The 23032-nt window shown below is 59.9% G+C and carries 24 protein-coding genes; 11 read left to right on the top strand and 13 right to left on the bottom strand.

What is annotated here, in order from left to right; all coding sequences use genetic code 11:
- The first annotated feature begins 216 nt into the window (after positions 1 to 216).
- Together DPV79_RS00685 and DPV79_RS00680 are read left to right on the top strand one after the other, a co-directional pair.
- The gene (locus DPV79_RS00685) at positions 217 to 567 is read left to right on the top strand and encodes a carboxymuconolactone decarboxylase family protein (RefSeq protein ID WP_113044497.1); all 351 of its coding nucleotides are present in this window, start codon (positions 217 to 219) and stop codon (positions 565 to 567) included.
- Between the two features lies 1 nt (position 568).
- On the top strand, positions 569 to 1876 hold the full coding sequence (locus DPV79_RS00680) for an MFS transporter (protein ID WP_113044496.1): 1308 nt from the start codon (positions 569 to 571) through the stop codon (positions 1874 to 1876).
- Between the two features lie 352 nt (positions 1877 to 2228).
- On the opposite strand, the gene DPV79_RS43795 is transcribed toward DPV79_RS00680, so the two are convergent.
- Both DPV79_RS43795 and DPV79_RS00670 read right to left on the bottom strand, forming a co-directional pair.
- The gene (locus tag DPV79_RS43795; protein ID WP_080982067.1) at positions 2229 to 2399 is read right to left on the bottom strand and encodes a phosphotransferase-like protein; all 171 of its coding nucleotides are present in this window, start codon (positions 2397 to 2399) and stop codon (positions 2229 to 2231) included.
- Positions 2400 to 2430: 31 nt separating this feature from the next.
- Entirely contained in the window at positions 2431 to 3042 is a 612-nt protein-coding gene (locus tag DPV79_RS00670; RefSeq protein WP_027792048.1) for a GNAT family N-acetyltransferase, read from the bottom strand.
- A gap of 1139 nt (positions 3043 to 4181) precedes the next feature.
- On the opposite strand from DPV79_RS00670, the gene DPV79_RS43200 reads away from it, so the two are divergent.
- Entirely contained in the window at positions 4182 to 5186 is a 1005-nt protein-coding gene (locus DPV79_RS43200) for a hypothetical protein (RefSeq protein ID WP_244321686.1), read from the top strand.
- 116 nt (positions 5187 to 5302) lie between these two features.
- On the opposite strand, the gene DPV79_RS41890 is transcribed toward DPV79_RS43200, so the two are convergent.
- Entirely contained in the window at positions 5303 to 6061 is a 759-nt protein-coding gene (locus DPV79_RS41890) for a hypothetical protein (protein WP_133295596.1), read from the bottom strand.
- A 367-nt stretch (positions 6062 to 6428) separates the two neighbouring features.
- On the opposite strand from DPV79_RS41890, the gene DPV79_RS00660 reads away from it, so the two are divergent.
- Positions 6429 to 6944 (top strand): SRPBCC domain-containing protein, encoded by a 516-nt coding sequence (locus DPV79_RS00660; protein WP_165843469.1) that lies wholly within the window; start codon positions 6429 to 6431, stop codon positions 6942 to 6944.
- Positions 6945 to 7027: 83 nt separating this feature from the next.
- Here the strand turns inward: DPV79_RS00660 and DPV79_RS00655 are convergent, their stop codons facing one another.
- Entirely contained in the window at positions 7028 to 7552 is a 525-nt protein-coding gene (locus DPV79_RS00655) for a GNAT family N-acetyltransferase (protein ID WP_165843468.1), read from the bottom strand.
- 299 nt (positions 7553 to 7851) lie between these two features.
- Between DPV79_RS00655 and DPV79_RS00650 the strand changes: the two genes are divergently transcribed.
- Together DPV79_RS00650 and DPV79_RS00645 are read left to right on the top strand one after the other, a co-directional pair.
- Positions 7852 to 8184 (top strand): hypothetical protein, encoded by a 333-nt coding sequence (locus DPV79_RS00650; protein ID WP_113044493.1) that lies wholly within the window; start codon positions 7852 to 7854, stop codon positions 8182 to 8184.
- A 93-nt stretch (positions 8185 to 8277) separates the two neighbouring features.
- Positions 8278 to 8568 (top strand): toxin-antitoxin system YwqK family antitoxin, encoded by a 291-nt coding sequence (locus DPV79_RS00645; RefSeq protein ID WP_081066321.1) that lies wholly within the window; start codon positions 8278 to 8280, stop codon positions 8566 to 8568.
- A gap of 193 nt (positions 8569 to 8761) precedes the next feature.
- Here DPV79_RS00645 and DPV79_RS00640 read toward each other — a convergent pair whose 3' ends face one another.
- Positions 8762 to 9163, bottom strand: a complete 402-nt coding sequence (locus DPV79_RS00640) for a hypothetical protein (RefSeq protein WP_048027594.1) — start codon at positions 9161 to 9163, stop codon at positions 8762 to 8764.
- Between DPV79_RS00640 and DPV79_RS00635 the strand changes: the two genes are divergently transcribed.
- Positions 9146 to 10387, top strand: a complete 1242-nt coding sequence (locus DPV79_RS00635; RefSeq protein WP_208866693.1) for a YncE family protein — start codon at positions 9146 to 9148, stop codon at positions 10385 to 10387. The two genes, DPV79_RS00640 and DPV79_RS00635, sit on opposite strands and share 18 nt — an antisense overlap.
- Positions 10388 to 10407: 20 nt before the next feature.
- On the opposite strand, the gene DPV79_RS00630 is transcribed toward DPV79_RS00635, so the two are convergent.
- The 3 genes from DPV79_RS00630 to DPV79_RS41885 form a co-directional block, all read right to left on the bottom strand.
- Positions 10408 to 12921, bottom strand: a complete 2514-nt coding sequence (locus DPV79_RS00630) for an EAL domain-containing protein (protein WP_113044491.1) — start codon at positions 12919 to 12921, stop codon at positions 10408 to 10410.
- Positions 12922 to 13607: 686 nt separating this feature from the next.
- Positions 13608 to 14774 (bottom strand): porin, encoded by a 1167-nt coding sequence (locus DPV79_RS00625; RefSeq protein ID WP_042975541.1) that lies wholly within the window; start codon positions 14772 to 14774, stop codon positions 13608 to 13610.
- 214 nt (positions 14775 to 14988) lie between these two features.
- Positions 14989 to 15219 (bottom strand): hypothetical protein, encoded by a 231-nt coding sequence (locus DPV79_RS41885; RefSeq protein WP_133295594.1) that lies wholly within the window; start codon positions 15217 to 15219, stop codon positions 14989 to 14991.
- Between the two features lie 693 nt (positions 15220 to 15912).
- Between DPV79_RS41885 and DPV79_RS42450 the strand changes: the two genes are divergently transcribed.
- Together DPV79_RS42450 and DPV79_RS00615 are read left to right on the top strand one after the other, a co-directional pair.
- Positions 15913 to 16068 (top strand): hypothetical protein, encoded by a 156-nt coding sequence (locus DPV79_RS42450; protein ID WP_165843467.1) that lies wholly within the window; start codon positions 15913 to 15915, stop codon positions 16066 to 16068.
- 208 nt (positions 16069 to 16276) lie between these two features.
- Positions 16277 to 17344, top strand: coding sequence for a hypothetical protein (locus DPV79_RS00615; protein WP_425267345.1), 1068 nt, complete (start codon positions 16277 to 16279; stop codon positions 17342 to 17344).
- Between the two features lie 243 nt (positions 17345 to 17587).
- Here DPV79_RS00615 and DPV79_RS00610 read toward each other — a convergent pair whose 3' ends face one another.
- Together DPV79_RS00610 and DPV79_RS00605 are read right to left on the bottom strand one after the other, a co-directional pair.
- Positions 17588 to 18010 (bottom strand): hypothetical protein, encoded by a 423-nt coding sequence (locus DPV79_RS00610; RefSeq protein ID WP_113044488.1) that lies wholly within the window; start codon positions 18008 to 18010, stop codon positions 17588 to 17590.
- 119 nt (positions 18011 to 18129) lie between these two features.
- The gene (locus DPV79_RS00605) at positions 18130 to 18483 is read right to left on the bottom strand and encodes a winged helix-turn-helix transcriptional regulator (RefSeq protein ID WP_059585989.1); all 354 of its coding nucleotides are present in this window, start codon (positions 18481 to 18483) and stop codon (positions 18130 to 18132) included.
- Positions 18484 to 18626: 143 nt separating this feature from the next.
- Here DPV79_RS00605 and DPV79_RS00600 point away from each other — a divergent pair, with 143 nt between their 5' ends.
- The gene (locus DPV79_RS00600) at positions 18627 to 19655 is read left to right on the top strand and encodes an NADPH:quinone reductase (protein WP_113044487.1); all 1029 of its coding nucleotides are present in this window, start codon (positions 18627 to 18629) and stop codon (positions 19653 to 19655) included.
- A gap of 142 nt (positions 19656 to 19797) precedes the next feature.
- On the opposite strand, the gene DPV79_RS00595 is transcribed toward DPV79_RS00600, so the two are convergent.
- The 3 genes from DPV79_RS00595 to DPV79_RS00585 form a co-directional block, all read right to left on the bottom strand.
- Positions 19798 to 20088 carry a DUF1330 domain-containing protein gene (locus DPV79_RS00595; RefSeq protein ID WP_113044486.1) on the bottom strand — a complete coding sequence of 97 codons (291 nt, stop codon included), beginning with the start codon at positions 20086 to 20088 and terminating at the stop codon, positions 19798 to 19800.
- A 94-nt stretch (positions 20089 to 20182) separates the two neighbouring features.
- The gene (locus DPV79_RS00590; RefSeq protein WP_113044485.1) at positions 20183 to 21238 is read right to left on the bottom strand and encodes an aldo/keto reductase; all 1056 of its coding nucleotides are present in this window, start codon (positions 21236 to 21238) and stop codon (positions 20183 to 20185) included.
- Positions 21239 to 21325: 87 nt separating this feature from the next.
- Positions 21326 to 21916 carry a flavodoxin family protein gene (locus tag DPV79_RS00585; protein ID WP_021160248.1) on the bottom strand — a complete coding sequence of 197 codons (591 nt, stop codon included), beginning with the start codon at positions 21914 to 21916 and terminating at the stop codon, positions 21326 to 21328.
- 118 nt (positions 21917 to 22034) lie between these two features.
- On the opposite strand from DPV79_RS00585, the gene DPV79_RS00580 reads away from it, so the two are divergent.
- Positions 22035 to 22940, top strand: coding sequence for a LysR family transcriptional regulator (locus DPV79_RS00580; RefSeq protein ID WP_021160247.1), 906 nt, complete (start codon positions 22035 to 22037; stop codon positions 22938 to 22940).
- Positions 22941 to 23032: the final 92 nt, after the last annotated feature.

Genomic DNA, 23032 nt, shown 5'->3' with positions numbered 1-23032 from the left:
GGGACAGCGTGCCGCGGCTTATCGGCTTCAGCTTCCACGTCGATCCACGTTGAGCATGACTGCGACGCGCAGGCATCGACGCCGGTTCGGCCAATCTAGCGTGCCGCACGACGTACCCGCAAACAACGATTTCTGTCATCGATATGACGTGGGCGAGAATCCCGAATTCGCACCTTGTCACGCCCCTAGCGCTGCCGGGGATGTGGGAACCGCTGCGTGACGCGCTCCAATATTTTTTTGTTTACCCGACTTTGTTTATCTGAAAACATAGCCCCGCAGTTCGCGCGATTCGCAAAGAGTCTGGACATTTACGGATACGCGTATCGCCGGCCCGGCATCGATCTGAAGACGCGGCACCTCGTCACGCTTGGAGTAAGCAGTGCGATGAGCGGCTGCGAGAATCAATTGTGTTTCCAGCCTGGCGCTGCCTTGCATCTCGGCGTATCGGCATATCGGTCGAGCAGATCCGCGAGGTATTCATTGCAAGGTTTTGCCGGGAATGCGCGGGCGTTCAATGCGGCAGCCATTTTCAAATCCGTCGCCGACACGTTTCAGAATAACGAATAGCATGATGCCCTCGACCCGGTGGCAACTGATCGTGACGTATGTATGCGCCGACGCAGCCGTGACGGTTTCGTCTCGCATCCTGCAGTTCTATGCCACCTGGCTTTTGCTCAAGGGTATCGCGAACCCGTCGGCACTCACGCTGACGCTGATCGCAACGTGGGCGACGACCCTGCTGATCCTTCCGTTCACCGGCATCGTCGCCGACCGAGTCCGAAAAAGTACGGTTTTGCTGGGCGCATCGTTGCTTGCCCTTGCGTCGGTGATACCGGTCGTCGTCGTCGCACTTGCGCTTCACGGCACCAACACGAACTGGCTTATCGTCGTCATCGTCGTCGCAAGCGTGACTTCGAGTGTCGCCGTGGCGGCCCTCATGCCGCTGAGCACGCCGCTCATACCTGAAATTTCACCGGATGCCGACGAGGTTCGTCGAGGTCTGCGCCTGAAGGCGTCAGGTTTCATCCTGAATATCCTGTTCGGCCCGACGCTGGCAGGTTTCATGATCGGGGCATTCGGCGGCGAGTCCGCGCTATGGGTGAGTGTCGCAAGCAGTTGTCTCGGCGTCGTAGCGGCGCTCGCCTTCCACATGTCGTTCAGCGCGGGCCAATCGGTGCACGCGCGCCCCGGCGAAGCGCCGTCGTTTTTCCAGGATCTGCGCCGCGGGATGCAGCGGGTGCTCGGTATTCGCGCCGAGCGGGCGATCGCGACAGCGTCGCTGCTTGCCAACATGCTGTTCGTCCCGTTCGTTTTCTTCCTGTTGCCGGCCAAGGTTCTCGCGGAGGGAGGCTCGATGCTGAACGTCGCCGGCATCGAACTGTCATTAGGTGCGGGCGTATTGGCGGCTTCGGCCTTGCTGATCCAGCAGGCACGACGCATTGTTTCCGATCACGCCATTTCGATCGTCGGCATTGCAATGATCGGCGCCTCCATCTTCGCGTTCGGTTGCTCGCACACGCTCCCCGTCTGGTGCATGCTCGGTTTCGCATTGGGTACCGGATTGACGATGTTCAACGTCACCGTCAATTCGAAACGGGCAATGGCCATTCCAGCCGGGCATCGTGCCGGCATGGAATCGAGCCTGATGTTTCTTTGCACGGCCGCCGCTCCATTGGGTATCTGGATGTCGGGCGCGGCGCTGAAAGCCTTATCGCCAAACGCAGTCATCATCTACGGCAGCGAACTTTTCGTACTTGCGCTCCTTTGCATTGCCTTTTCCAGGCCGTTGAGGCTCATGCTCAATTCCGACGATGGCGGCTTGCCCCACTATCTCCAGACCAACCGCGAACTGTTCGATCTTCAATCGCCGTCGTGACCTGTCCATTCCTGCCAGTGCCGGGTATGGCTTCGTCACTGTCGACTGCGTTCGAGTCCCGGCTGAAGTTCGCGTATGACGATCGGCTCGAATAACGCTCGACGCATGCGCCAGAGCTGTTTCCCGACAGGGTTCGCGCATACTTTGCGGCCGCGCAGCCAGGCGGATCAGTTCACAAATCAAAATCAATGTGCCAATATGACCGGCATGGAAATCCGTAACGTCCCGAACCAATCTCGTCATCATCACGGCCGTCACTCGATGCGCCGTGGTTCGTTACGTCCATAGCAGGACATCCGGGATTGCAGCTCCCCCTTCCTGTACACACGACCAAGGCGCCTACGGCGCTTTTTTATTTTTTACCCCGAGGAGAACGCTCATGACCATGATCAAGCTCGACATGTAAGTAGCGTTCCTGCAGGTTCTCGCACAGATACTTGGACAACGTGCTTTTGCCCGAGCTACTTGGCCCGTTAAGTACAACGATGGCTCCCGGAGGGGGGAGCGTTTCGGTGATCGGCATCACGGAGCCCGTTCTAAGCCCGAAGGGGCGACTAGCTGATTGATAGGCGATATTGCGTCAGTCCCGGACGATCAATGCGTTCCTTGATCGCAAAGCCATGGCGCTCGTAGAACGGAATATTGCGCGACTCAGCGGTTTCCAAGGAAATCATCCCAGATGGTTCGATCTCGCGAAGATGCGCCAAGGTCGCATTTAGGAGCGTCGACCCGATCCCTTCGCCTTGTAGCATCGGGGACACACCGATGAACTCAATCCAGCTTGAGTTTGCAACAGAGGAGTTCGAGCCAGAACTCTCGCGAAGCAGATCGATTCTTCGCAAGGATAGTTCGCCACAGGTGCTTGCGATCTGATGTCCCAGCTCGGCAAAGTTGCCGGATGATTCTGCGCGGGACGCCGGCGCAAAGTAGCTCACGGCAACGAGGTCACCGCTACGCCACGCGCCCAAAGCAGGCATGAGCGCATCGTGGTGATATCTCAAATAGCTTCTCAGATAGTTTGTGCGGCGCTCGTCGAATCCCCAGTTTTCAGCGAACAGGCACCAGGCAAGGATTGGGTCTTGTTCGAACGCTGCATCCAGCAAAACCAACGCCGATTCAAGGAACTGATGCGGCAGGGGCGCTACCGATAGTTTTGTATCGTGCATGTTCGGTTTAGGCAGCAGGCGCTCGTTGAATGAATTGGCGTAACTTACAGCGTAGCTTTTGATTTTGAGCCTTATCAGATAAGGTGCTGGTACTGCTGCATCATTGGGGTGACGGGTGCAGGTGCTGTGGTGGGTTGGGTGCTCATGTGACCGGGAAAAGTTACTTTGGCTGCCCGAGTTTACCAGCGGCTTCGGCGTTCACGCGCGAAGTTCGCCGTTTGACCAGGTGCGGGTGATGGTGAGCGGCAGCCAAGCGTTTCCAAACTCTCGCGACGCTAGACAACGAACAAGCAATCACAAAATATCAGAGACGGACCATTAGTACATACCTTCGCCCGGCTTGCACCAGGGCAAAGGTATTGACCGCATCGTAAACGTCACTCCGCGCGTATCGACGTTCGCATTCTGCGCGTGAATAAAATCTACGAAACGGTATTGATTTGGAGGTGGCAGATCTTCGCTGGCTCCCAGTCCAAACTGACGGCAGTGAGGCGTCTCGACACGAATGAACCCGTACTCGCCGTCGGGGCCATTCATATGCCTAGATAGATCCTTTGATAACCCGATGAGAGTCGCAGCGTTCTGTCCCTGCGCTGTCGAAACGACCGACAAGCCTGTTAATGCAACCAGAATGAGTAGTGACTTCACAAGTTGCCCAGTTGGTTTTTCGCGACGACGCATGATTGTGACACGTTCGATGCCATGCCCTTTTGGGCTAACGACAGATTCCGAAAAGGGTGGACGTAGTTATTGGCGTAGCTTTGCGGGCTGATCCTTGTCAGGCAAGGCGCAGGCACTGCTGCATCATTGGGGTGACGGTTGCAGGTGCTGCTGCGGGTTGCGTGCTCATGTGACCGGGAAAAGTTGCTTTGGCAGCCCGAGTTTACCAGCGGCCCGGGCGCGTCCGCGCGAACTTCGCCGTTTGGCCAGTTTCTGGTGATGGAGAGCGGTAGCGATCAGTATCACCCGGCTTTAGCATCCCGACCCGGCGCATAACGATAACAAGGACCAGCCATTCGACATCCTCCAGCAGATCGTCAACAATCAGCACGCGCTTCGAGCAACGACATGGCAGTGTCGCGTTGCCCAAAGGATCTGGCGTATGTCGAAGTCTTCGAACTGACGCACCGGGAATTACCATGAGATATCCGAGAACCTCGTTCATTCTGTCGGCGATCGATCCGGATCTTCTGTACCCGTGCCTCGAGGTTCGATTCGAAACCGACGACCTTGATGCGCTGCGGCGAATGGTCGACCCGAACGCATCCGAGGATGCGGACCTCGACGACTGCTATCTTCTGTCGCCGACACAGGTCGCCAACGTATGCGACGCCTTCGCGATCGAGTTTGAACATGGTTCGCGCGAAACCCTTCTCGCAAAATATGTGACGGCTCGCATTCTCGTACCGTACCTTGTCCATACCGGCTACGAGCTGGCTTTGATGGTGCAAGGGCGCAAACCATTCGGGTTCATTGAATTCAACAGCGAATGGCCGCCGTCGGTCGTACTGAAGGCTCGCTTCGACGAGTATGTGGCTCAAGGCGTCTTGCATTCCCAGGAAATCATCCGCGAGGTACCGGCTTGTCCAGGCCGCCCGGCGCGTCGAATCGGACAAGTTCTGTATACGCTCAAAGGCGAGGAGTGGCGCATCCCGGCTCTGGAATTTTTTCGTCAGAATCTCAACAGGGAAGGCGACGGCTGCGAGAACATGGTGCGCTTAGAGGGCGCGTTGCTCGGTTACGAGCGATGGCAAAACGACTGGTGGATCGACCATCTCGAGCGCAGCGGTACAGGCCTTTATGGCATGTCCAGTATCGTCCAGGTGAACCGGGCGCAATTCGACTGGCTTGACCATGCGGGTTTCCGGGCGCTTCCGCCGGTCGACGCACCGACGTTCACACTATATTCGTCGCGTTGGTTCGACGAGGACGCAATGAAAGCCGCCATGCGGAACGACCAGACCATTGAAGCGTTCGTTCAGTTCAACGTCGGGTTGGTTCACATCATGCATGCAGCCGACTTTCGGACCGCAGGCCCTTATGAGATTCCGGCAACACTGATTCCGACGATAAACCATCACCTCTTGCGCGCGGTGAGGGTCTTGATCCGTCGAAGTGATTGCCTCGAAACTTCCTCTTTGTAAGGAGGAGTCTGGCAAGTTCTCGCCGGCGGAGAAGCGGTCATATGAGTGACGACTGTAAGCAGTCGAAATTCTCTGGGAGGATTCCTTCGATGAAAGGGTCGGGCCGGCGACCTCTGCTACATAGCTTTCATTGAAAACCGATCATCATAGGGAAAGTGATCGACGCTATCCTTGATAGCGGTAACAAAACAGCGGTTCGCGAGGAGTTCCATGCGCTCCTTCGGCGACAGTCCTTCTTCGTTGCACGATTCTGCATGAAGTTCCAAAAGATCAACCGTGCCGTCGACATTAAAGTGGAAGGTGTCGCCCAAGTGGTAATCGCGCCTAAAAGAAGTTCGCCATGATGAGTTGTGCCCCCACCCGTGGGCGAGATCGTGGTGCGGTCGTGTCTTTCTGCGAAAAGCCCAATAAAGAGTAGAAGCGTCAGCGACCTCTGGGCGCATGACACTGGCGTTTGCAGATAGAGTGACGCCCGCCCGCATCAAAAGAAGCGGACCGAGCATCAGGCATGGCCAGTGATATTTGGCAATTTGAGGTGACTGAGCCGCCTCGGCAGAGCAAAGTAGCGCAGCGATCTCGTGATGGAAAGGCGAATATCGATTGGGTCGCACGACATCCAAGCCGATGCGTTCCGAGAAGCACACAAGCTCATCCTCCGAGATGGCGGGGCCACGCCACTCAGTTCCATCGGCTCGTCCACTCTGGAAACAAAGCACTAGAAGCTCGAAAACGCGGCTAGCTGCATAAAGCAACCAGCGTTCGTCTTCGGATACATTCGGAATAGGCCTACCGCTTCTTAAGCGAATGGATCGGAGCCGTTCGATTTCGGCGGGATTCTCTTCTATCCAAGGAATCAGCACATCGACGAACGCCATCTGGCCTTGGTATGCGAGCAGGTCGTCATGAAGGGATCGAAATGACATATAGAAATACTCGCATCAAGAGGCTCGACGTAATCAGGGCCGCGACAACTCAGAGAAAATACCTGGGTCCCTGCTTTGCAAGACCGATACTGGACGAAGCTGTCAGCACGGTTGCTACAATCATTGTAGCCGGGGAACCGCATGGCCCTATCTGGAGGGCCGCTCCGGGTCGGTTTCGGGCAACTGTGCTAGGGCAAGTGCAAGCAACCCCGGAAGGTAGCAGCCGGCCAATTTCTGCCGTTCGACATCGATGCGTAGATCGACGACAATCCGTGACCGAGGTCGAGTCGGAAAGATTGCGACCGATTACGGAGCGAATATGGGCTTACGAAGATGGTTGCTAGGAGGCACCGTTGCCGGTGTTGTTGGCATATTTGGAAGCCTATACGCCCTTCACGAAGACAGTACGGTAAATGCAGATGTTCTTATCGATCGACCTCCCGCCGATGTCTGGAAGCTTGTATCGGAAGGTGCCGGATATAGTAATTGGAATCCCTTCATTACGCGTATTGACGGCGATTTCAAGGAAGGTGCAACGATCCGGATCGTGTTGGGCGCTGGAACGGATTCGATGGTATTCAAGCCGACTGTTCTGCTCGTTCGCCCGGAACGAGATCTTTGCTGGCGTGGCAGCGTATGGGTTCGGGGCGTTTTCGACGGGACGCATTGCATTCGCCTCACTGCTGCAGCTAACGGCACCCATCTTGAACAGACGGAGACGTTCTCTGGGTTGCTCGCCGGGCGATTGACTAGAGACGTGATCAAGGAAACGCGACGAGAATTTCAGGCAATGAATACTGCGATCAAGCGACATGTGGAAGCGAACCGGTCCTGAGCGCATATGCATGCTTGACGTCCGACGCCGACGAGGTCAACAGTGGCCGTCGTTGGCCGACCATTTTGAGCCGATCGAGCTCGCTATCCGATTGGGCGCTGCATGACGATGAGATCACCGGTAAATCTCGGACTGCTCGCGCGTCGAATCTCCTCAAAGCCCTCGCGCTGCCAGAATGCATATGCGCGAGGATTGGTTGAAACGACTGCAAGTTGCGCGGCGCGATAGCCCCACTCGCCCGCCATCTCAATCAACAGCTTTAAAGCGGCCTTTCCATAGCCTCGCCCCTGATCCGCTTCGGTGAGGAGCATCAGGCCAATCCATATGCAGTCGTCAGTTGGATACGAACGAATCACATCTGCGCAGCCGATCATGTCCGGTCCGACAAAAAATCCGAAGACTGATTTTTGTGCCGCATCCGTGCCCACTGGCTTGCCGAAGAAGAAATCGTTGACATCTTCCGTGGAGGGCGAACGGCCTTCAACGAGTTCCGTGTACGAAGGTGCTTCAATAAAGACGCGAAAGACGTTTGCGTAGTCGCTAGCAGATTCGCTGACAAGTAGGAGCGCTGTGAGCATCGGGTACTCGTGCGAAATGAGAAATTCCATTCTAAGCTGGTTAATTCGGCAATGGTGCACTGCGCTGTCGCCGCGAACGTCCGCTTGGAGGAACGTTGAGTGACCGCTCCGGGTCAGCATCCCGCCGGATGCAGTCCGTTCGACGCCGGCATCCGACAACGGCTCGCCGTCGGGCTGCAGTCGGCCAGGAGCAGCCACTCGCCACGCTCACTGAGATTGCCCGATCTGGCAGGAGCGGGTTCAATGGAGGCCGGCGGCCCTACTAGTCGGTAGTAGGGTAGGATGGCCGAGAGTCGCACCTCATCCCTACCTTTGAAAGGGAGCATCATGTGAGCGCAGCGGATAGATCTGAAATCCTTCGGCTGGTTGACGGCGGCCACGCGTTGGACCTTGTGGACTTGCTTCTTGGCGACTCCTCGTACCGGGTTTCCCCGACGATAGAACATTTTCCGAGCGACGATGCGCGCAACGCTTACGTAATGACGATTGAGCACCTTCGTTTCGTGAGCGCCCATGGCAAGCAAGACGGTTTCGTCAAGGTTGGCCAGCGTGTGTATTTCGCTTACCCGGAATATTTTCGCAACTGGCTGGACTGGGGAGCCCCGGGCTTGACACAAGAAGACCTGCTCAACTATTTGAGAGGGAAAAGCATTACCAGCTAGCGCAGTCTGCTGCCGGCCAAGTGCGGTCACTGATATGCTTCGCAGACAAGAAACTCATACTGGGATTCTGGAAAACTCGGAGAACAATAGAGCATGCCCGATTTGGAGATCGCGGAGATCTATTACGAGAACGGTGACATCAAATATCGTTACTCTCGGTACCTCAATTCCGACGGCAGTCGGTGGATTAGGCATGGTCTCTTTGTCGCATATAGCGAGAATGGCACCGTAGTTTCCGAGGGAAACTATGATCACGGCGTCGAACATGGTCCATGGAAGGACTTCCATCCTAACGGCAGCATTGCTGCGTCCGGTAACTATGATCGGGGAACCGAGGTTGGAGTCTGGGAGTATTGGAATGCAGATGGTCAGCCCCAGACATAGCGCAAGCCTGCCCGGCAGCAACGGCCGTTGTGGGTGGTGGATTCAACCGGATGCAGTCCGTTCGACGCCGGCATCCGACAACGGCTCGCCGTCGGGCTGCAGTCGGCCACTTTCAGACATCCGGCATCACCACCTAGATCGTCATCAATCGGGCTTCGGTCAGCTTCTCGAATAGTTGGCGCGATCGCTCCGATCAAGATGCCACCAAGGTGCCGTCGTCGCCAACCCATATCACTGCGGGGATGCTGTAGAAGTAATCGAGCAGTAACAGATCGTGCTCATGGCATGCAGCCTCCGGCCACCTGTCTCGGAGGTAGGAGATGATCTCGTCAGGCGAAGCGTGCCACTGCGCTTGGTGATCGTTGATCGTAAATCGAGGATTCGGATGTTCGGGCGAGACATAGCAATCCGCTCCCGGGGCAATGAACTTGATCCTTCCCGTCTGAAGTAGATGCTCGACGACTCGAAAGAATGCATCTCTATGACTATGGAAGGCCATACCCGGTGAATTGCCGCCGATCGCGCTGAAAAGACCCGTAATCCAAAGGCCAAACGAATCTTCCACGATTTTGTCGATTTGAGCGGAGTCATCCATGACAAAGCGGGCTCGAAAGAAAGCTCGATAGGGGAAGGTAAATCAAAGGCCAAGTGTAATGTTGAATGCCTGCTTCCGGCAAACCGGACCGTCTCTTCAGGTTCGACCACGGTCAACCAGCTCCGACCAGCCGCCCAGAACCAATCGCTCGACGCCACGTGCCAGTCTGTTGATAATCAGGACATGATCCGCCGACGCAAGGCGTCAGTGGTAACCCAAACAATCGCGATCGACACGTCTTTTGCGCATTTCTCGCCGGAGTTACTTGTGTACATCGATGTCCCCCGCGGTCTCGTGTTCTTTGACCCAACTGACGCTTTCCTTCCCGAGCCGGCGTTAGTGCAATACGACCGTGATTCGAAAACGATTACCTCGGTCGCCGGCGCGCAGACGGACGATACGGTGTGTGATGTATCGCGCGACGGCCGTCGCCTTGCATTGGCATCGGCGTCGTGGATAATCGCACGCAATACCAACCGTAGCCGCTTGACCGTAGTTGCCGATGGCACCGTCCTGCATCAGACCGACAAGTTTCTGTCGTTCTGGACGCGCCTGGATCCTTCCGGGCGCTATGCGCTGGTAAGCGTCTTCAAGAGCAATGACAAAGGCCGTCCGGTGGTGATCGATCTGGACACCGGCGAGCTTGGCGATCCTGTCGCGCGCGATTTCGATGCACGTTTCGGCGACGTGGATCCGGTCGACGGACTCCTGTGGGCTCCAGACAAACGAACCAGGAATTCGGTGCTGACCGTGAATTGCCGCAGCGGCGAGATCAACACAGTCAATCTCCCGGCGGGCGGCAAGGTCAAGCGCCTGCGCTTTGCGCGCGATGGGTCAGTCATGTTCGTCGCGAGCGATACCAATCAATTGCTGTGCTGTGACCGGAATGGCTCGGTGGTATGGTCGCGCGATATTGGTGAATTTGGCGAGGTTCTCTCGGCCAACATCCTGTTCAACAAGAGTGGCAGCCATTTGTGCTTACCCTTGCCGGAAACGGCACGCTGCAATTGGGGCGAGGATCTGGTGATCGACGCACATACCGGTGCGGTCGAACATGCCATTCAACGTCACCGTGGGCCGCCCGCGCGACTGGCAGCAGATTGGTTCGGCGACCGGCTGCTGACGCATGGCGGTGAAATCATCGATTTTTATACCGGCAAGGTGACGGACATGCTGTCGTTCAAAAGCGGCAGTAGCGCGATCGCGGGGAACCTCGGCGGCTGACATATTGACACCCGACCGCCTCACTCGGTCAGCAATTCGACACCGCGACGCAACGAGATCCCGGCCAGCTGTTCAGCAGGCTGCGGTCGCGCGAACAGAAACCCCTGCACCTGGTGGCAGCCGATTTCCTGCAGGAACGCCAGCTGTTTCTCCGTCTCGACGCCCTCCATCACGACATCGAGCCCCAGTGCGCGCCCCATCGCAACGATCGCGCGCACGATTGCATCATCCGTGCTGCCCGAACCGCAGTCCGTCAGGAACGACCGATCGATCTTCAGCGTATCGACGGGCAGATCCTTCAGGTACACCAGCGACGAATAGCCCGTACCGAAATCGTCGATCGCCAGGCTGATCCCCCGTGTCGCCAGTTCGCGCAGCAGGATGCCGATTTCCTCGCGGGTGTTCATCGCCATGCTTTCGAGCAACTCGAGCTGCAGGCATTCGGCCGGCAGCGCGGTTTCGCTGAGGATGGTCGTCAGGTCGCTGAGGAAATGGTCGGTAAAGCACTGCCGCGCCGACACGTTCACCGACACCCGCCCGAACTCGAAACCCTCGTCGAGCCAGCGGCGCGCCTGCCGGCAGGCTTCGCGCAGCACCCACCGGCCGATCGGGACGATCAGCGCCGACCGCTCCGCCAGCCCGATGAAGTCGCCCGGCGGCACCAGGCCCTTGCGTGGATGCAGCCAGCGCAGCAGCGCCTCCACGCCGACGATCCGGCCGCTGGCCAGATCGTATTGCGGCTGGTAGAACAGCCGGAATTCGTTCTGCTCGAGCGCGCGGTGCAGCTCGCCGAGCGTCTCCAGCTGCTCCATCGCCGACGACGTCATCTTGCTCTCGAAGAACTGGAACACGTTCCTGCCGCGACTTTTCGCGCCGTACATCGCCTGGTCCGCGAGCAGGATCAGGTGTTCCGCCTCGGTGCCGTCATCCGGATAGATGCTGATGCCGATGCTCGGCGTCACGAAGATCTCGCGACCGCCGACATCGATCGCCCGCGCCACTTCGTCCAGCAGCTTGCGTGCAACGCGCCCGACGTCGCGGACATCGTCGAATTCCTCGAGCACGAGCGCGAATTCGTCACCGCCCATGCGCGCCACCGTGTCGTTCGCGCGCACCGACGCGACGATGCGCTCCGCAACCTGCTTCAGCACCTCGTCGCCGGCGTTGTGGCCGAGCGTGTCGTTGACCAGCTTGAAGCGGTCGAGATCGAGGTACATCACCGCGACCTTGTGACCGAGCCGCTTCGCGTGAGCGATCGCGTGCGCGAGCCGCTCCTCGAACAGCGCCCGGTTCGCGAGATCGGTGAGCACGTCGTGCGTGGCGAGATAACCCAGCCGCTCCTCCGCCTGACGCCGCTGTGTGATGTCGGAGAAGATCGCCGCATAGTGCGAGATCTCGTCGTCGTTGTCGCGAATGCTGGTGATCGTCAGGTATTCCAGAAACAGCTCGCCGGTCTTGCGGCGATTCCAGATTTCGCCTTGCCAGTGGCCATCGGTCGTCAGCGAATGCCACAGCTGCTTGTAGAAATCCGGCGTCTGGCGCCCGGAACTCAGCAGGCCCGGGTTGCGCCCGATCACTTCGTCCGCGGTGTACCCGGTCAGGCGCGTGAAGGCCTGGTTGACGCGCTCGATCCTCGCGTGCCGATCGGTGACCATGATGCCTTCGAGCGCCGATTCGAACACCCGATCCGCCATGCGCAGGTTGAAGCGCGCGAGACCCAGCGCTTCGTCGCGCTCGCGCACGGCGCTGCGCAACTCGTTCGCGTATTCATGCTCGATGCTCTGCAGCACGTCCGCGAAACAGAGCAGCCCGGTCAGCCTGCCCGCCTCGTCCCGAATGCCGACGTGCCGCATATTGTGCTCGGTCATGAAGCGCTGTGCTGTATACAGGCTCTGCTTTGCGCTCAGCATCTGCAGCGGCTTGCTCGCGTAGGCCCCGACCGCGCCCTCGGACGCGCCTTCCGCCAGGAGCCGGACGATGTCCCGCTCGGTCAGGATGCCGTGCTCGCCGTCGTCGTAGCCGACCAGAATCGCGTCGAGTCGTTGCGTGCGCATCCGTGCGATGACGTCGTGCAGCGCGACCTGCTCGGACACCGCGACGGGCGGATGGATGCGGATCGATTCGATCGGCTTCAGGTACAGGAAGAACTCCGGCCCCTGGTTCACGACGACGTCGGTCTGCGCCAGCACGCCGATCGGGGCGCTATCGCGGACCACCACGAAGTGCCGGACGCCCGACTGCTTGAACTTCATCGCGGCCTCGCCCAGCGGCGTGTTGGCCTCGAGCGTCAGCACCGGCTGGCTCATTACCTCGCTGACCGGCCGATCGAGCCCGTGCGGATCGTCGCCGGCCGACAGTGCATCGCGCTCGGTCCAGATCCCGACGACCTGTTCATCCTCCATCACGACGATCGAGCTGCAACGCTCGATGAACATGCGTCGCGCGACCTCCCGCACCGGCGTGGCGGGCGTGCAGGACAGAATCTGACGCGCGACGAGGCGCGCAATCGGAACATCGTAGCTGCTCGGATACATTCTCTAACCAAGACGAAAAGCCCTCGCCGGCGCGCTTCGATCCGGCAACCTTCAGGCTCGCCCGCGGCGACAGGCACGGTGCGATATCGCTTGCCCTGAATGGTTGCGTACTCATCGAACTCGCAGACGGGGCATTGACCCATCGCGTGAGGCGTCGCGGCGGCGGGCGTGGCACATGGGCCGCGACGTCGCATTTGACGATCCCTTGTCCAGCGGGTTCAGACGCCGGAGCGCCGCCCACTCGGAGGCAGCCGCCCTGAGTTAACGACAGATTCGTGGAAGAGTTGAGTGCCGCGACGACATTCGTGCTGCGGGACGGCAAGTCGAGCGGCTGCGGGACCGGTGAACCGTCAATGTGGCCGAGACACCACCGGCTTCAGCTGGCTTTTTTTGCTACACGCGGGCGACAAGGCGTCGCATGGACCGGCGGCGACGCTCATGGAGGAATGGAAGCCGGTCGCGGCTGCCGTGAAGTCCGGGCGATTCGTCGAACGAGACTCGAGATCGGGCGGCCAGCTGCGCCCCGGCCGCTTGCGGCCCGTTTGCGGCCCCGCTTGCAGCCGTCTGACACGAGCGCTCGAATCGTTGACGATCCGAGCGCTCATGGTCATGTGGAACCACCAGAATGCTGCAAGCCCGGCGTATTGCACCCACTACTCCGGGCTTCCGGGCCTGCAATTTGAGGATCAGAAGCTATGGTGCATGCCGATGTTGACTTGAACCTGGTTACCGCCCGACGAGGTGTTGCCAAAGTCGGCAGCCGAAGCCTGAGCGCCCTGGGCATGGACGTAGGCACCGACGGCGTAAACCGACGTGCGCTTCGACAGCGCGTACATGGCACCGAGCGACGCCTGGTTGATCGAAGCCATCGTGCGGCCTTCGGCAGCCTGGCTGGGCGTGGCTGCGGAACCGTAGACATACGTGTACCCGGTGGCCAGCGACAATGCAGGGGTGACCTGGTACTGCAGGAGTGCGCCCAGCACGTTGAAGTGGATCGACGGTTGGCCGTTGTTGCCCTGGTACTGCGCGTTCGAGTACCGCAAGCCCGCCGTGTACGGACCGATCTGGTATTGGGTAGCGACCTGGGCGATGCCCGCGCTCTTGAACGCGTTGCCACCGTTGTAACCCGAGCTCGGATAGCCCAGCGCGGTACCGAAACCCGGTTGTGCCGTTGCGTTCTGCCACCCGTTCTCACCCTGGTTGGTCGCGCGGAAGTAACCGCCGGCGACGGTCAGGCCGCCTTGAGCGTAGTTCGCCGCCACCGACCACGACTGCCCCGAACCCATCGCACCGGCAACACCGCCGAACGAGTACGCACCTTCAGCCTGGAAGCCGTTGATGACCGGCGAAATGTACTTCACGGCGCTGTTCTGGTTCGTCGTGTTGTCGTTGTTGTCGACGTCGCCCGGCGTCGAGAATGTCGATGCTGAAATGGCGTCGCCCGTCAGGCCCTGCACCATTTCCGTCACGGCGTCGAGCTGGCGCCCCATGCGCAGCGTACCGTACCGATCGGAAGCGATGCCGACGTAGGCCTGGCGGTTGAACAGCGAACGCGTGGAACCAATCGGCCCCTGGCCGTTTATCCCGCCTGTACCGATGTTGAAACCGTTTTCGATCTTGAATACCGCCTTGAGGCCGCCGCCGAGGTCTTCGTCCCCCTTGAGGCCCCACTTGTTCGAACCTACGGCACCGCCGTCGAGGCCGAACCGCTTGTGGCCATTGATGTTCGAGGTGTAGCCGATACCCGAATCGAGCATGCCGTACAGGGTGACCGACGACTGCGCCATTGCTGCCGAAGATGCGGCGAATGCGGCAACAGCGATAACGCTGACGTTGATGTTTTTGTTTTTCATCTGTATTTCACAGTCAGGAGTGGTTTTGGGATTGTTTGAAACGGGTTGTGTCGTATTCGAATGCAGATGACGGCGCACGGCCTGCGCGTCGTCTCGGCCGCAACGGCCAGCGTCATATTCGCCAGATCGGCATAATCAAATCAATCATTTCGTCATCCTCAAAATTGCATGCGGAGAGGTACCACGCATCTCGACCTGTCCGGCACGCTTTCGATCAGAACAATCGCGGCATCCCGATCTGGATCAAAGCCGCTTCCTTGCTTCCGTTGTCGCTCCGGCCATATGGCACCGTGAATCGGGAATGTGCCGGGTCGCCTGTTTGCCGCATCGATACCTTGCCTTCCAGCTCCGGCGAAACTTCACCGTCGATCACGCGAAGAAACTTGTCCCCTGCGCGGTGATTTCCGGGTACACCTTGACCACGAGCGCGCACTAGAGGATTCATTCGAACTGACATCGTCCCGCCGTATTCATGATCCGGCGAACCGATGTACCGAATCCGCGAAGCCGGACAACTCGAGCGGATCACCTCACTCAGCCGAACGTTCCCCGATGGCATTTCGGAGCAGTCCGGCGTCGTCACGTCCAGCGCCCGTGCAATGCCCGCGAGCAAGTCCGGCGATGACGAAACCGGACCACGCTCCACCTGTTACAAAAGACCGTCTGGAAGTACCGGCCCCCATTGCAGGCTGCTTGAGCGTCCGGTTCAACCGCTGGCGAAGTACGCGACCTAATCGCCGGGCACCAACGTGGCCGGATCGCGCTTAGCGAGTGCGAAAGACCATATCAGGAACATAATTTTGCGTCAAAAATTGTTTGATATAAGTTAATCTGGTTTGATAACGTTGCGCCATGCCGGACTTACCCTTATAGGAACTGGCCCGAGGACACCGCGTCAGCAAGATCCGCGCCGTGACGCTGATCCACGATCAGACGAAAACCCGGTGTCGTGATGATTCCGTGACCGCGTGTGACTCCTTTCGAGAAATGCGCCTGGCTGCTTCCGGTACCTGAATGAATTCATGCCCCGTTCGACTCCGTGAACACGTACCGTCCGACATCGAGCGATTTTGCGAATTGCAGATGAGCTCGCAAGTGGCCCGTCATGTGTCGTGGCTCCCGCGATCAGCGGAGTAACTTGCACGCCGAGGACGACGACGTCAACGCGCTTGAGGAGATCGCAGCGGCACTTGCAGTTGCATCGACAACAGAGCAGGATGCCTTTGCCAGGATGGCAACGTCGCTTGGCTTCCCTGAGCTAGCGGAGCAACTCGGCCTGGATTCGCCGCGATGACCGCCTTGCAAGCCCGACATTTCATCTGAGCCAACGTCAAGGGCTGCGTGGTTCAGTGCAACGGGCGGCGTTTCCGGGTGACCGGCGGCCGCTTTGACGCATTACCGCTGACCGCATCAGGCGGCAGTCAGCCGGCCAAAAAGCGACATTCGACCATTGTGTCAAGATTGATAACACTGCGAACCATTCCAACAAAGGCAAAACAATGATGACTTCCGGCGACGGCCTGACCAGTCCCGCGCGGCTCCTGCGACTCGCCTCATGGGTAATCGCGATCATCTTCGCCGTCTTTCTGAACATGCTCGGCAGCCTCGTGATCCGCGACATGGCGTTTGCCCCGACGGGCGGCCCGCCCGCCATCGAGCAATTCGCCGATGCGCCGACGAAAGCGCGGCTGGACGCAGCGCGGCGCAATCTGCAGGCGCAGCACAACGCGCTTGCCGACAAGGCCGACACCATGGAGGTCGCGCGCAGCCGCGCCGCGAAGGAGTATGCGGCCGAGAAGGAAAGCTTCCGCAACTGGCTGGCGACGCGCTCGGTGACCGGCGACAGTGCGAGGGACCCCGACATTCTGGCGAGAACTCGCAAACTGGATTCGCTCCAGGCCGTGGTGGTCAACTGGCAGCATCAGATCGATGCGATCAACGACCAGCAACGGGCGCTGGCATCGCAGCAGACTCAAGTGGACACGCAGATCGCCGAAGCGGACGCGGCAGCCGAACGGCGCTTCGACGAAGCGACACGGCACTACGAGCTGCAAGTGTTCGGGCTGCGGCTTGCGCTGACGCTGCCGATACTCCTGGTTGCGATCTGGTTGTTCATACGCTACCGCAAGATGCGCTACTGGCCTTTCGTGTACGGTTTTGGCCTGTTTGCACTGAGCGCGTTCTTCATCGAACTGGTTCCGTACTTGCCGAATTTCGGCGGTTATGTCCGGGTCCTGGTGGGCATCGCGCTCACGGTGTTCGCCGGCCTTTACATGATGAAGGCCTTTCAGCGCTATGCCGAACGCAAACGGCTCGAATTGCAGCAGGATCAGGGAGAACGCGCGCGCACGATCGGCTACGAAAAAGCCGTTCGTTCGCTCGAAAAGAAGCGCTGCCCGTCATGCGACAAACAATGGAATCTCGGCGGCGACGACTCCACGTTCTGCGTGCATTGCGGATTACGACTCTTCAATGTCTGCGAATGCGGCGGCCGGAATTTCTTCTTTTTCCCGCATTGCCATCAATGCGGTGCGGCTCAGGGAAATGAGGTGCCGGCGTCGTCCGAGTGACAGTCGGCGTGTTTTCAACACGCACCAGTGTCGATAGCCTTTAGCGAACCGGGTCAGGTCAGTCGCGAATTGTCGAAGCAGGCAGTGACCGGGTTCCGCGGCGGATTCAAAAGGTCGTTCGGCACGAGCCGCTCGATCATTCACAATCCTCGGCCCGTCGCCCCCGGCGCGTCGAATCCGCAACCATCCGCGAACGCCGCCGATGCCGTCACGCGAGCGTTTCAGCAACAGCTTCGCCCGGCTTCACTGCCATTCACCGGGATGACAGACCACCCAGCCCGGATGATAGCTGTCCATGTCCGTATGCCCCCAGCACCAGCCATGCTGGCGAATGGTTTTCATCATCAGCTCGCGTTGTGCGCACGCACTGCCCGGAGCATATTGCCCGTCAGGCAATAGTTTCGGTGCCGCGCCGTTCCTGCATTGGCCATCGACCACTTCTTCCTGACGCATCAACGCCTGGACAGCAGGTGGAACGGTGCGGGCCAGCGTCGCCTTGTATTCGATGCAGGCGGCCGCCTTGGGGTCGTTGGACTTGCCGGCACATCGGGACTGGAGCTTGTCGATGTTTCTCGACACTTCTGGCGGATACGTCTCGGCGTGCGCCGCGGCAATACATCCCGCCAGCAACAGGCAGGCGGCGGCGAGAGATCTGATCAAAATCATTTCGTGAAGGACACGATGCGTCGGGTAGCCCAGGAACCGGCGAATTATGGCACGTGCGCGTTTTCAACGACTCGCCGGGCAACGGTGTCCGGACATCCATCGCCAACGCAACGGGACACTCACGAACACGGCCGGCGCCCCGCGGATTGCTCCAGTCGCGCGAGGTAAGCATCGCCCCATTGCTTCATCGCGTCGAGCACCGGGGCGAGCGTTCTGCCGAATTCGGTCAACGTGTATTCGACGCGGGGCGGGACCTCGGCGAAAACCGTACGGGTCACGATGCCATCCGATTCGAGCTCGCGAAGCTGCAACGTCAACGAGCGCTGGGTCACCGCTCCGATCAAGCCGCGCAACTCGCCGAACCTTTTGGTACCGCCCAGCAGATAGTGCACGATCAGCGGCTTCCATTTCCCTCCCGCGACATCGACCGTCGCGGCGACCGAGCACGGATACGTGCTAACCGAAGATGTCATGCCGGCTCCCAATAGGATAATTTCTTTCCCTATATATCAAAGACGTGCCTTCTTGTGCAAAAGCGGCCGACCGCCGATAGTCCCGGCATCGTTACATCGGCCGCCGATAACCGGCGACCGGACTCATTCAAGGGACCCGATCGATGAAGGCCGCTTATTACGAACGTCAGGGCAACGCTTCGGAAGTGTTGAGGCTCGGAGATTTTCCGGTTCCGCAACCGGGTCCGGGCGAAGTCCGGGTGCGCATCCACGCATCGGGCCTGAATCCCAGCGACATCAAGGCGCGTACCGGCTTCTCCGGCCCTTCCGCATTCCCGATGGTCATTCCGCATCAAGACGGCGCGGGCGTGATCGACGCGGTCGGTGCCGGCGTTGCGCCGACACGGACAGGCGAACGGGTGTGGCTGTTCGAAGCCCAATATCGCCGCCCCTTCGGCACGGCCGCGGAATATGCGGTCGTTCCGGAAGCACAGGCCGTTCCTTTGCCCGACAACGTTTCGTTCGAGGTCGGCGCCTGCCTGGGCATTCCGGCACTCACGGCCCATCGATGTCTCTTCTCGGACGGCGACATCAACGGTCGCGCGATACTCGTCCAGGGCGGCGCGGGAGCAGTCGGAACCGCAGCAATCCTGCTTGCAAAATGGGCCGGCGCGTGGGTCGCGACCACCATTTCAACGCCCGGGCAGGCAGACGCTGCACGGCGTGCGGGTGCCGACCTCGTGATCAATCGACGGCTGCAGGATGTGGTCGCGATCGTGAAGTCGGCAACACAGCAGCGGGGAGTCGATCGTATCGTGGAAGTCAGTCTGCAAGACAACCTCGACATCGATATGCGTTGCCTCGCCAACGGCGGCATCATCAGTTCGTATGCCGTAGGATCCGCTGCCGATCAGGTGCCGCTTCCCCTGCTCGACGCCATGATCGCAGGCTGCTCATTCCGGTTCATCTACATTTACACCGTCCCGGCGGCCGCCAAGTCCGCAGCCGTTTCAGCGATCGGCCAATGCCTCGAGGACGGCGCCTATGTGCCGACCATAGGCATGCAAGTCGCGCTCGACGCCATCGTCGAAGCCCACGAGGCGCAAGAATCTGGCCAGGTTATCGGCAAGATCATCGTCAGGCCGTCGCTCGTCCGGTCGCATGGGCCGGGGGACATTCAGCCGAATGATTGATCACCGCAAGGACGTGTCGGCAAACCAGCGTCCCCGCATTCGCAAGCCGGGCACCTCCGGCGAAGGACGGCCGGAATTCGTGAGGCCCCCTGCCGCGAGATCGAACCGACGACGCTCATGTTCGAACGTGTCGTGGTCAGCGTCATGAAGCTCCCTCGAGAATGACGAAGGTCCCGGTTGCCGCCCCGGCGCGGAGTGCCTTGGCCGTCTGGTATTCGGGGCTCTCATAAAAACGCCTGGCCTCGGCGAACGAATCGAACTCGAGGACCACATGCCGCTCATGGGCCTCGCCTTCGAGGTTTTCATACTGCCCCCAGGCCGCAATGACCTTGGGGCTGAAAGCCTTGATTGCATCGCCCGCGGCTTCCGCATAAGCAGCATAGGCGACGGGGTCCGAAACGCTGACATGTGCGACTAGATAACCTTTTGGCATGTCGATCTCTCTTGGGTAGCGGGAACACGCAATTCAATGCGGGGGGCGATCTTCAACGACTTGCTTCGACCGGATTGAGGTGCATTAGCCGGTTCTATTCCGACCCGACGCGCCGGAAAGGTTGAGGGCGCCTGCCCGCCTCCTGACGCTCGATCATCCAGCCGGGATAGCAGGCCGGCAAAGCACTCACGGCATCGAGACGCGCAAGCTCGGCCTCGGTCAGGACGACATCGACCGCGCCGAGATTGTCTTCAAGCTGTTCGATCCGTTTGGCGCCGACAATCACGCTCGTGACGTGCGGCCTCGCAAGCAGCCACGCGAGCGCGATCCGCGCGACCGAGACATCGTGCGCATCGGCGATGACGCGCATCTCTGCCACGCACGGCCAGGCTCGCTCAGGATCGACCGGCGGAAAATCGAAATGGGTGCGCCGCGAACCGCTGTCGGTCGACGCACCGGGACCAAACTTCCCCGACAACAACCCGCCGGCGAGGGGCGACCAGACGAGCAGCCCCATCTGCTCCTCGACGACGAGTGGCACCAGTTCGCGCTCGACGTCACGTCCGGCGATCGAATAGTAGGCCTGGAGCGTCTCGAAGCGCGTCGCGCGAAGCGCCTCACTCAGCCCGAGCGCCTTGCCGATCTTGCCCGCGCGCCAATTCGACACGCCGACATATCGCACCAGCCCCTGCCGCGTGAGATCGTCGAGGGCGCGCAGCGTCTCTTCGATCGGCGTGACAGGATCGTTGGCGTGAATCTGGTACAGGTCGATATGGTCGACCTGAAGCCGTTCCAGGCTTCTCTGCACGGAATCCATGATGTGGCCGCGCGACGCCCCCTGTTCGTTGGGCTTGCGGCCCATCACGCCGGCCGTCTTGGTCGCGAGCACGATCTCGCTGCGCGGCACGCCGATGTCCCGGAGAGCCTGCCCGACGATGCGTTCAGACTGGCCAAAGGAGTAAATGTCGGCGGTATCGATGAAATTGATTCCGTCGGCAAGCGCGCGGGCGATCAGCTGGTTCGCCTCGTCCTGTTCGACGGCGCCGATCGCCTTCCACATGCCGGCGTCGGCGTTGCCGCCCAGCGTCATCGTGCCGAGGCACAACTCGGAAACGTACAGGCCGGTGCGGCCCAGTTGCTTGTATTTCATCACCCTTCCCTTCAAACGTGGCTGAATGGCATGCGGCGGCGTCCGTTGCGTTGCGTCACGTCCCGTCCCGTCGCGCATGCCGGGATTTCAGTTGCCTCGAGGTGTTCCAGACCGGAACTGTCCGGCGATCGTCGCGACGCGCATGCCATGGCGGCGTGCCGTCTCGAGGTCGCCTGGCGACATTTCCTCGGGCGACGCATCGGCAGGCGTTTGCGCCATCGGCCCGATATAGGCGCCCATGCGATTCAGGTCGTCACGCATCGAGGCTTTCACGTTCGCCGGCTTGATGTCCATGCTGACCCAGATGCCGCCGTGCTGCCCGGCCAGCAGGAAGAAGTATTCGAGCGTGTTGAGCTTGTCGCCGTTGATGCTGGCGCTGTTGGTGAAGCCGCCAAAGATCTTGTTCCGCCATCCGCCTTCGAACCAGACCTTCGAGGATGCGTCGGCAAACTTCTTGAACTGCCAGCTCGGGCCGCCCATGTAGGTCGGCGAGCCGAACAGGATCGCGTCCGCGCCGGCGAGCGTTTCCCAGGCATCCGCTGGAATGTTTCCCTCGCTGTCGATCGCGACGAGCACGGCGCGGGCGCCTTCGGCGACAGCGCTTGCCATGCGCTCGGTATGCCCGTAGCCGGAGTGGAATACGACGACTGTGTTGACCGGAGCGGCGTGTGGTGTCATGGGTGCTTCCTTTCGTTCGGGTTGTCCGCGGTGGACAACATGGAAAGCCACTCTACCGAGCCGCAACTGAGTTATAAACGATGACAAATTGAACGTTCTGTTACTCGCTGGGTGAACAATGCAAAACCTCGACGCGCTTTTGATCTTTGCCCGTGTCGCCGAAATGACGAGCTTCACGCGCGCGGCCGAAAGCCTCGGTATTCAGAAGGGACGTGTGTCGATGGTGATCCGTGAACTCGAGCGGGATGTGGGCGTTGCGCTCCTGCACCGGACCACGAGGCGCGTTCAGCTGACTGAAGACGGGCGCGCCTTTTATTCACGCGCGCGCGACCTGCTGGCCGAAGTACAGGAGTTGCAATCGATGTTCTCCGGCAACGGCACACCGTTGCGGGGAAGGCTGCGCGTCGACATGCCCACCGAGCTGGCACGCAGCGTCGTGATTCCCGCACTCCCGCAACTGATGGCGGCGCATCCGGAACTGGAACTGGAACTTTCGAGCACCGACCGGCGTGTCGATCTCGTCCAGGAGGGATTCGATTGCGTGATCCGGCTCGGGCCGATCGTCGACGAGACGCTGATTGCCCGGCCGCTGGGAAAACTGCGGATGACCAATGCGGCGAGCCCGAGCTATCTGGCGCGGTACGGCACACCGCACACGCTCGATGATCTGCGCACGCAGGGACACCGGATGATCCACTACACGCTGACACTCGGTGCCAGGCACGCCGGATGGGAATACCCGGACGGCGACGGCTATGCGTCGCTACCGCTGCCGAGCGCGATGCAGGTCAACAGTGTGCAGACCTATCATGCAGCCGGGCTGGCAGGCCTTGGGTTGATCCAGGCGGGATATCCGACGCTTGCGCATTACATCGAAAGCGGCGCGCTGGTGGAGGTGCTGCCCGACTTGCGGCCCGAGCCGCTCGCCGCGTCGCTTGTCGTGGCCCATCGGCGCAATCTGTCGCCTCGCGTCCGGGCCTTCATGGACTGGATCGAGGGGGTGCTGGAGCCTTATCTTGATTGAGCGGCGGGTGTGGTGGATTATGTCCGGCGCGGGTCGTTCGGTCATACGGTCGTTCGCCGACACCTTCGTCGATCACGCCTTGAATCGCGCTG

The organism is Burkholderia reimsis, from assembly GCF_003294055.1.
GTDB classification, from domain to species: Bacteria; Pseudomonadota; Gammaproteobacteria; order Burkholderiales; family Burkholderiaceae; genus Burkholderia; species Burkholderia cepacia.
The sequence above is the reverse complement of the archived record's forward strand: the minus strand, read 5'-3'. Positions and strand labels throughout refer to the sequence as shown.